This is a genomic window from Chromobacterium fluminis (genome assembly GCF_011602385.1).
Classification (GTDB): domain Bacteria; phylum Pseudomonadota; class Gammaproteobacteria; order Burkholderiales; family Chromobacteriaceae; genus Chromobacterium; species Chromobacterium fluminis.
The window spans coordinates 1-6594 of record NZ_JAAOMA010000097.1; the positions used below are offsets into that span (position 1 = coordinate 1).

2 protein-coding genes are annotated in these 6594 nt (G+C 70.8%); both read right to left on the reverse strand.

Annotated features, from left to right (window positions below; genetic code table 11):
* On the reverse strand, positions 1-1245 hold a 1245-nt coding region (locus tag HA052_RS26795; RefSeq protein WP_240937596.1), incomplete at its 3' end, for a condensation domain-containing protein.
* 207 nt (positions 1246-1452) lie between these two features.
* On the reverse strand, positions 1453-6594 hold a 5142-nt coding region (locus HA052_RS26800; protein ID WP_166454392.1), incomplete at its 5' end, for a non-ribosomal peptide synthetase.

Here is a 6594-nt window from a genome sequence, read left to right on the forward strand (position 1 = left end):
CTGTTCGGCGATCAGGCGCAGCAGTTCCAGCAATTGCCGGGCGATGCCGTCGACGGCGTCGGCGGAGAAGAGATCGGGCCGGTAGCCGAAGCGCAGCTCGAGCGCGGGTCCGGGGACGGCGCACAGGCTGAGCGGATAGTGCGAGGTGTCGGCGCCGTCGCCGCCGAGCGGAATCAAGGCCAGGCCGTCGGCCACCTCGCCGTCGGCCGCGCCGGGTAGAGCCGGATAGCTTTCGAAAACCAGCAAGGTGTCGAACAGATCCGTTCTTCCCGCCGCCTGCTGGATCTCGGCGAGGCTGAGGTGCTGATGCTCGATCAACGCGGCCTGCTGGGTTTGCAGGCGTTGCAGCAGGGCGGCGAGGGTTTCCTCGGGCTGCAGGCGCAGGCGCAGCGGGACGGTGTTGATCAGCAGGCCGACCATGCGTTCGACGCCGGGTAGCTCCGGCGGGCGTCCGGAGACGGTGACGCCGAAGACGACGTCGTCGGCGGCGCTGAGTCGGGCGAGCAGAATGGCCCAGGTGGCTTGCAGCAGGGTGTTGAGGGTGACGCCCAACTGGCGGGCCCGCGCTTGCAGCGGGGCGGTTTCGGTTTGCCGGGACAGGATCAGCTGGCGTTCCCCCGCGGCGGCGGAGGCCAGTTTGGCCGGCTCGTCCAGGGCTTCCAGGCTGGCGGCCCAGGCGCGGGCGGCGGCGGCCTTGTCCTGCTGTTGCAGCCAGGCCAGATAATCGCGGTAGGGCGCGGCGGGCGGCAGCGCGGCCGATTCTCCCTGGCGGTAGAGCGCGAACAGCTCGTCTATCAGGATGGGCATGGACCAGCCGTCGAACAGCAGGTGGTGGAAGCTCCACAGTAGCTGATGGCGCTCCGCGTCCAGCTTGACCAGGATGAAGCGCAGCAGCGGCGGCTTGCCCGGATCGAAGCGGCGGCGCAGGTCCGCCTCCAGCAGCGCGTCCAGCGCGGCGGCGTCCCGGCCGGACAGATCTTCCTCGCGCCAATCCAGCTCGAATTCGCGGGGCACCACCTGACGCGGCTGCGCCAGCCCCTTGTAGACGAAGGCGGCGCGCAGATTGGGATGGCGTTGCAGCAGCGCCTCCGCCGCGCGCTTGAGCCGGCCGGCGTCCAGAACGCCGCGCAGCTCGAAGCGGTTGCGGACATGGTAGGCGTCCGCCTCGCGTTCGTCGTACAGCGCGTGAAACAGCAATCCTTGCTGCAATGGAGACAGCGGCAGGATTTCGGCGATCTTCGACATCGTTAACCTCGCAATGGGCGGTCGCCGTCGGCGGCCGCCCGGAAAGTATTTGGAACCGGTTCTTAAGAGGGTGGTTACGATCTCGCGAGCAAGAGCGAGACAAGGCGAAAACGAGCGAAAAAGCGGAGTGTACAAAGGGGTACATGAGCATTTTGAGCTTGTTTTTAACGCGGTATCGCTGGCGCGCAACAGGTCGTAAAAAGGTTCTTAGAAGCCGGCTTCGATCAGGTCTATCTCCTCCTGCGACAGCCCGCCGGCCAGGGGATGATCGGACGGGGTGCTGCCGCCGGCGTCCGGCGCGCGGCCCAGCCTGGCCAAGGCGCGCAGCGCGTCGAACCAGTCTTCCGCCAGCTTTTCAATCTCCTGCCGGTCGAACAGGCGGCCGGCCCACAGCCAGGTGGCCACCAGTTCCGGCCCGTCAGGGCCATCGTGGGTGGCGGCGTTGAGCTCGATCGCGTGGGACAAGGGCACCGAAGGATCGCTGTTTCCGTCCAGCCCGGCCGCTTCCGGCGCCGGCATCCAGTCGCCGCGGGCCGGCGTGGAGAAACGTCCCAGATAGTTGAAGCCGAGTTGCGCCGGCGCGGCGCCGCTCAGTTGGGCGGCGGTCTCCGGATTGAGATAGCGCAGCAGACCGTACCCCAGGCCCCGGTCCGGCAGCGCGCGCAGCTGCTCCTTGACCCGCTTCAGCGCCGCGCCCAGCACGGCGTCGTCGTCCAAGGCCGACGCGCCGGGATCGAGGCAGACGGGGAACAGGCTGGTGAACCAGCCCACGGTGCGGGAGAGATCGCAATGCTCGCCCAGCTCCTCGCGGCCGTGGCCTTCCAACTCCAGACGAACCGCCGTGCCGCCGTCCTGCCCCCGGCCTTGCCGCCAGCGCGCCGCCGCTAGCGCGAAGCCGGTGAGCAGCACGTCGTTGATGCCGGCATGGAACAGCGCCGGCACCCGGGTCAGCAGATCGGCGGTCACGGCGGAAGGCAGCGCCACGCTCAGACGCCGGCTGGCGCCGGCCGTGTCCAGCGCAGGGTCCAGCGGGCAGGGCGACAGCAGCGGATCGGGCTGGTTCTGGAAGTTTGCCCACATTGGTACTTCGGCTGCGCGGGCCGGGCGGGCGGCGTCCTCGTTCAGCAGCAGCGCCCAGCGGCGGAAGGAGGTGGCCACCGGATCCAGCCGGATGGGCTGGCCGGCGCGGGCATCGCGCCAGGCGGAGGCCAGGTCGGGCAGCAGGATGCGCCAGGAAACGCCGTCCACCGCCAGGTGATGGATGCCCAGCCACAGCCTGCCCGGCGCGTCCGGGCCGGCGTCCAGCCACAGCGCCCGCAACATGGCGCCGGCGGCGGGGTCCAGCTGCCGCGCCGCGGCGGCGATGTCGGCTGGCGGGATCTCCAGATGCGCGTCCGCCGCGATGCGGCGCAGGCAGTCCTGCGCCGAGGTCGAGCCGACCGGCGGCACGCTCAGGCCGTTGTCGGCATCCAGCCGCATCCGCAATGCATCGTGTTTGTCCAGCAGTGCTTGCAGCGCCTGCAGCAGATGGGCTTGTTCCAATCCGGCGGGGGTTTGCAACAGCATGGATTGGTAGAAGCCGCTTTGCGGGCCGCCGCGCTCCAGCCACCAGCGGATGATGGGCGTCGCCGGCAGCGGGCCCTCCGCGGTGTCCTCGGCCGCGACGGCGACGACCGGCCGGGCGACAGCGGCCAGCGCCTCCACCCGAGGATGGAGGAAGACCTCGCGCGGGCTGAGCAGCAAGCCTTGCCGCCGCGCGCGGCTGACCAGCAGGATGGAGGCGATGCTGTCGCCGCCGAGATCGAAGAAACCGTCGTCCAGACCGACTTCGTCCAGGCCCAGCAGCTCGGCGTACAGCCCGGCCAGGATGTGTTCGGCGTCGCTGCGCGGAGGCCGTTGCTTGCCGGCCTGGAAATCGGGCGCGGGCAGCGCGCGGTGGTCCAGCTTGCCGTTGGGGGTCAGCGGCAGCGCGTCCAGCGCGACGACGGCGGCCGGCACCATATAGTCCGGCAGTTGCGCCGCCAAGACTTGTCTGAGCGTGGACGGGTCGATGTCGGCGCCGGGGTGGAGCGCGACATAGGCGAGCAGCTGGCGCGGCGCGCCGTCCGTCTCGCGCAGCACCGCCCGCGCCTGGGACACGGCCGGGTGTTCGCACAGCCTGGCCTCGATTTCGCTCAGTTCGATGCGGAAGCCGCGCAGCTTGATTTGTTGATCGGCGCGGCCGAGGAATTCCAGCTGGCCGTCGGCGCGCCAGCGCGCCCGGTCGCCGCTGCGGTACAAGCGGCTGCCGGCGGGGCCGAAGGGGTTGGCCACGAAGCGCTCGGCGCTGAGCGCCGGCTGATCCAGATAGCCGCGCGCCAGGCCGCTGCCGGCCAGGTAGAGTTCGCCGGGCGCGCCTGCTGGCAGCGGGCGCAGCGCGGAATCGAGCACATAGGCGCGGGTATTGTCCATCGGCGCGCCTATCGGCAGCGGCGCAGTCAGCGTCTGATCGCGCGGCAGCGGGTAGCAGGTGGCGAAGGTGGTGGTCTCGGTGGGGCCGTAGACGTGGACCAGCTCCAGTTGCGGATAGCGTTCCCTCACCCGCTGGAAGGCGCGGAGCGAGGCGGCTTCGCCGCCGGTCCACAGCGTGCGCAGGCTGGCGAAGCATTCCGGCCGCTCCTCGGCCAGCAGGTTGAACAGCGCGGTGGTCAGGAAGGCCGCGGTGACGCTTTCCCGCTGCAGGACGTCCGCCAGCGAGTCGATGTCGTTGTCTCCCGGCGGCGCCAGCGTCGCCTGGCCGCCGTGCAGCAAGGGCGCCCACAGCTCGTAGGTGGAGGCGTCGAAGGCATGCGGAGAGTGCAGCAGCACCTTGCTCTGGGACGCGCCCTCCCAGCGGCGGTCCAGCGCCAGATCCCCGACGTTGGCGTGGCTGATGCCTATGCCCTTGGGCACGCCGGTGGAGCCGGAGGTGTACATCACATAGGCCAGCGCGTCGGGGGTCAGCTCCAGGCGGGGCGGGTGCTCGGCGCTGTCGGACGGGCCGTCTATCCGCAGCACCGGCAGGCCCGGCGGCAGCATGGCCGACGCCGGGGCCTCGTCGGCCAGCAGCAGCGCGGCGCGCGACTGGGTCAGGGTCCAGGCTCGCCGCTCTTCCGGCTGAGCGGTGTGTAGCGGGATATAGCAGCCGCCGGCCTTGAGCACGCCGAGGATGGCCACCGGCAACAGCGGGCCGCGTTGCAGCCACAGCGCCACCGGTGTTTCCACGGTCACGCCGGCCGCGCGCAAGCGGTGGGCCAGCGCGTTGGATTGCTGGTCCAACTGCTGGTAGCTCAGGCGAACCTCGCCGGCGCAGACCGCGACGGCGTTCGGCGTCAGCTGGGCCTGCCGGCGGAACAGCTTGGGCAATGTCGCCGGCGCGGCGGGACGCGCGGTGGCGTTCCAGCCGTCCAGCTGGCGGTTTTCGGCCTCGTCCAGCCAGCGCAGGCTGGCCAACGGCAGGTCGAGATCGCCGGCCAACGCCTGGAACAGGCGCGTCAGGCTGGCGAGGAGGCGCTCCGCCGCGGCCGGCGGGAAGGCGTCGGCGCGGCAGCCCAGCCGGAGTTCCAGCCTTTCCCCCGGCACCACGCAGAGGCCCAGCGGGTAATGCGACACGTCGCCGCCCAAGCCGTCGACGGGACGTACGCTCAGGCCGTCGTCGGCGCGGTTTTGCCGCAGCGCGTCGAGCTGCGGATAGTTTTCGAACACCATCAGCGTGTCGAACAATGCCTCCATGTCCATCAGCTGTTGGATGTCGCCGAGTCCGAGATGCTGATGCTCCATCATCGCGGCCTGGCGCGATTGCAGGTCGTCCAAGAAGCCGGCCAGCGTGGCCGACGGCTCCAGTTTCAGGCGCAGCGGCACGGTGTTGATCAGCAGGCCGGGCAGCCGCTCGATGTCTTCCAAGGGCGCGGTCCGCCCGGACACGGTGATGCCGAACAGCAGATCGTCGCGGCCGCTCAGGCGCGCCAACAGCAGGCCCCACGCGGCCTGGGCCAGGGTGTTGAGGGTCAGCCCCCGGCGCCGCGCCTGGGCGGCCAGCGCGGCGCTGAGCTCCGCCGTCAGCGCGACGGTGTGCAGATCCGGCCGCCGTTCGGCGGCGGGGAGACCGGGCGCGATCAGGGTGGGCTCGTCCACGCCGCGCAGGTAGTCGCCCCAGGCCTGGCGGGCGGCGGCCTGATCGCGGCTGGACAGCCATTGCAGGTAATCGCGATAGGCCGGCGCGGGCGGCAGCGCGGCCGATTCTCCCTGTCGGTAGAGCGCGAACAGTTCTTCCAGCAGCACGGGAAGGGACCAGCCGTCGAGCAAGAGGTGGTGGAAAGTCCAGAGTAGCCGGTGGCGCTCCGGCGCCAGCCGGATCAGGGTGAAGCGCAGCAGCGGCCCGCGGTCCGGCGGCATGCTCTCCCCATGGTCGGCCGTCTGCATGTCGTCCAGCCGCGCGCGCGCCTCGTCGTCGCTGAGCGCCGACAAATCGGCTTCCCGCCACGGCGCGGCGCTGTCCAGGCTTAGCGCCTGCATCGGTTGCAGGGTGTCCTCGTGAATGAAGGAGGCCAGCAGATGCGGGTGGCGGCTCAGCAGACGTTCGACGGCGCGGCGCAGCGCGGCGCCGTCCAGAGCGCCGTCCAGTTCGATGCGCATCTGTACCACATAGGGGTTGGCGGCGGAGTGGTCGTACAGCGCGTGGAACAGCAGGCCTTGCTGTAGCGGCGTTAGCGGCAGCAGCTCGGCGAGGTCGGGGCGGCGGCGGCTCAGGCGCTCGATTTCGGCCGGCTCCAGCCGCAGCAGCGGCGCGTCGGCGCGCGCTTCAACGGGCCGGGCCGAGGCCTCGGTCGCAACTTGGACGAGGCCGCGGACGCTGGGGTGTTCGAATACTTGGCGCGGCGTCAGGCTCAGCCCCCGTTTGCGGGCCAGGCTCACCAGTTGGATGGAGCTGATGCTGTCTCCGCCGAGATGGAAGAAGCTGTCGTCCAGGCCGACGCGCTCCAGGCCCAGGGTTTGGGCGAAGGCCTCGGCCAGCAGTTTTTCTTTCTCGGTGACCGGCTCGCGGTGCTCGGCCAGCGCCAGCTCCGGCGCCGGCAAGGCGCGGCGGTCCAGCTTGCCGTTGGGGGTGAGCGGCAGCGCATCCAGCACCACCCAGGCGGCGGGCACCATGTAGTCGGGCAGGCGGGTGGCCAGCGCGTCGCGCCAGCGCGCGATGTCGGCCTGGGCGCCGGCGGCGGGCACCGCGTAGGCGACCAGCCGGCGCTGCCCGGGCGCGTCCTCGCGGATCAGCACCACGGCCTGGGCGACGCCGGGCTGGTCCAGCAGCGCGGCTTCGATCTCGCCCAGCTCGAT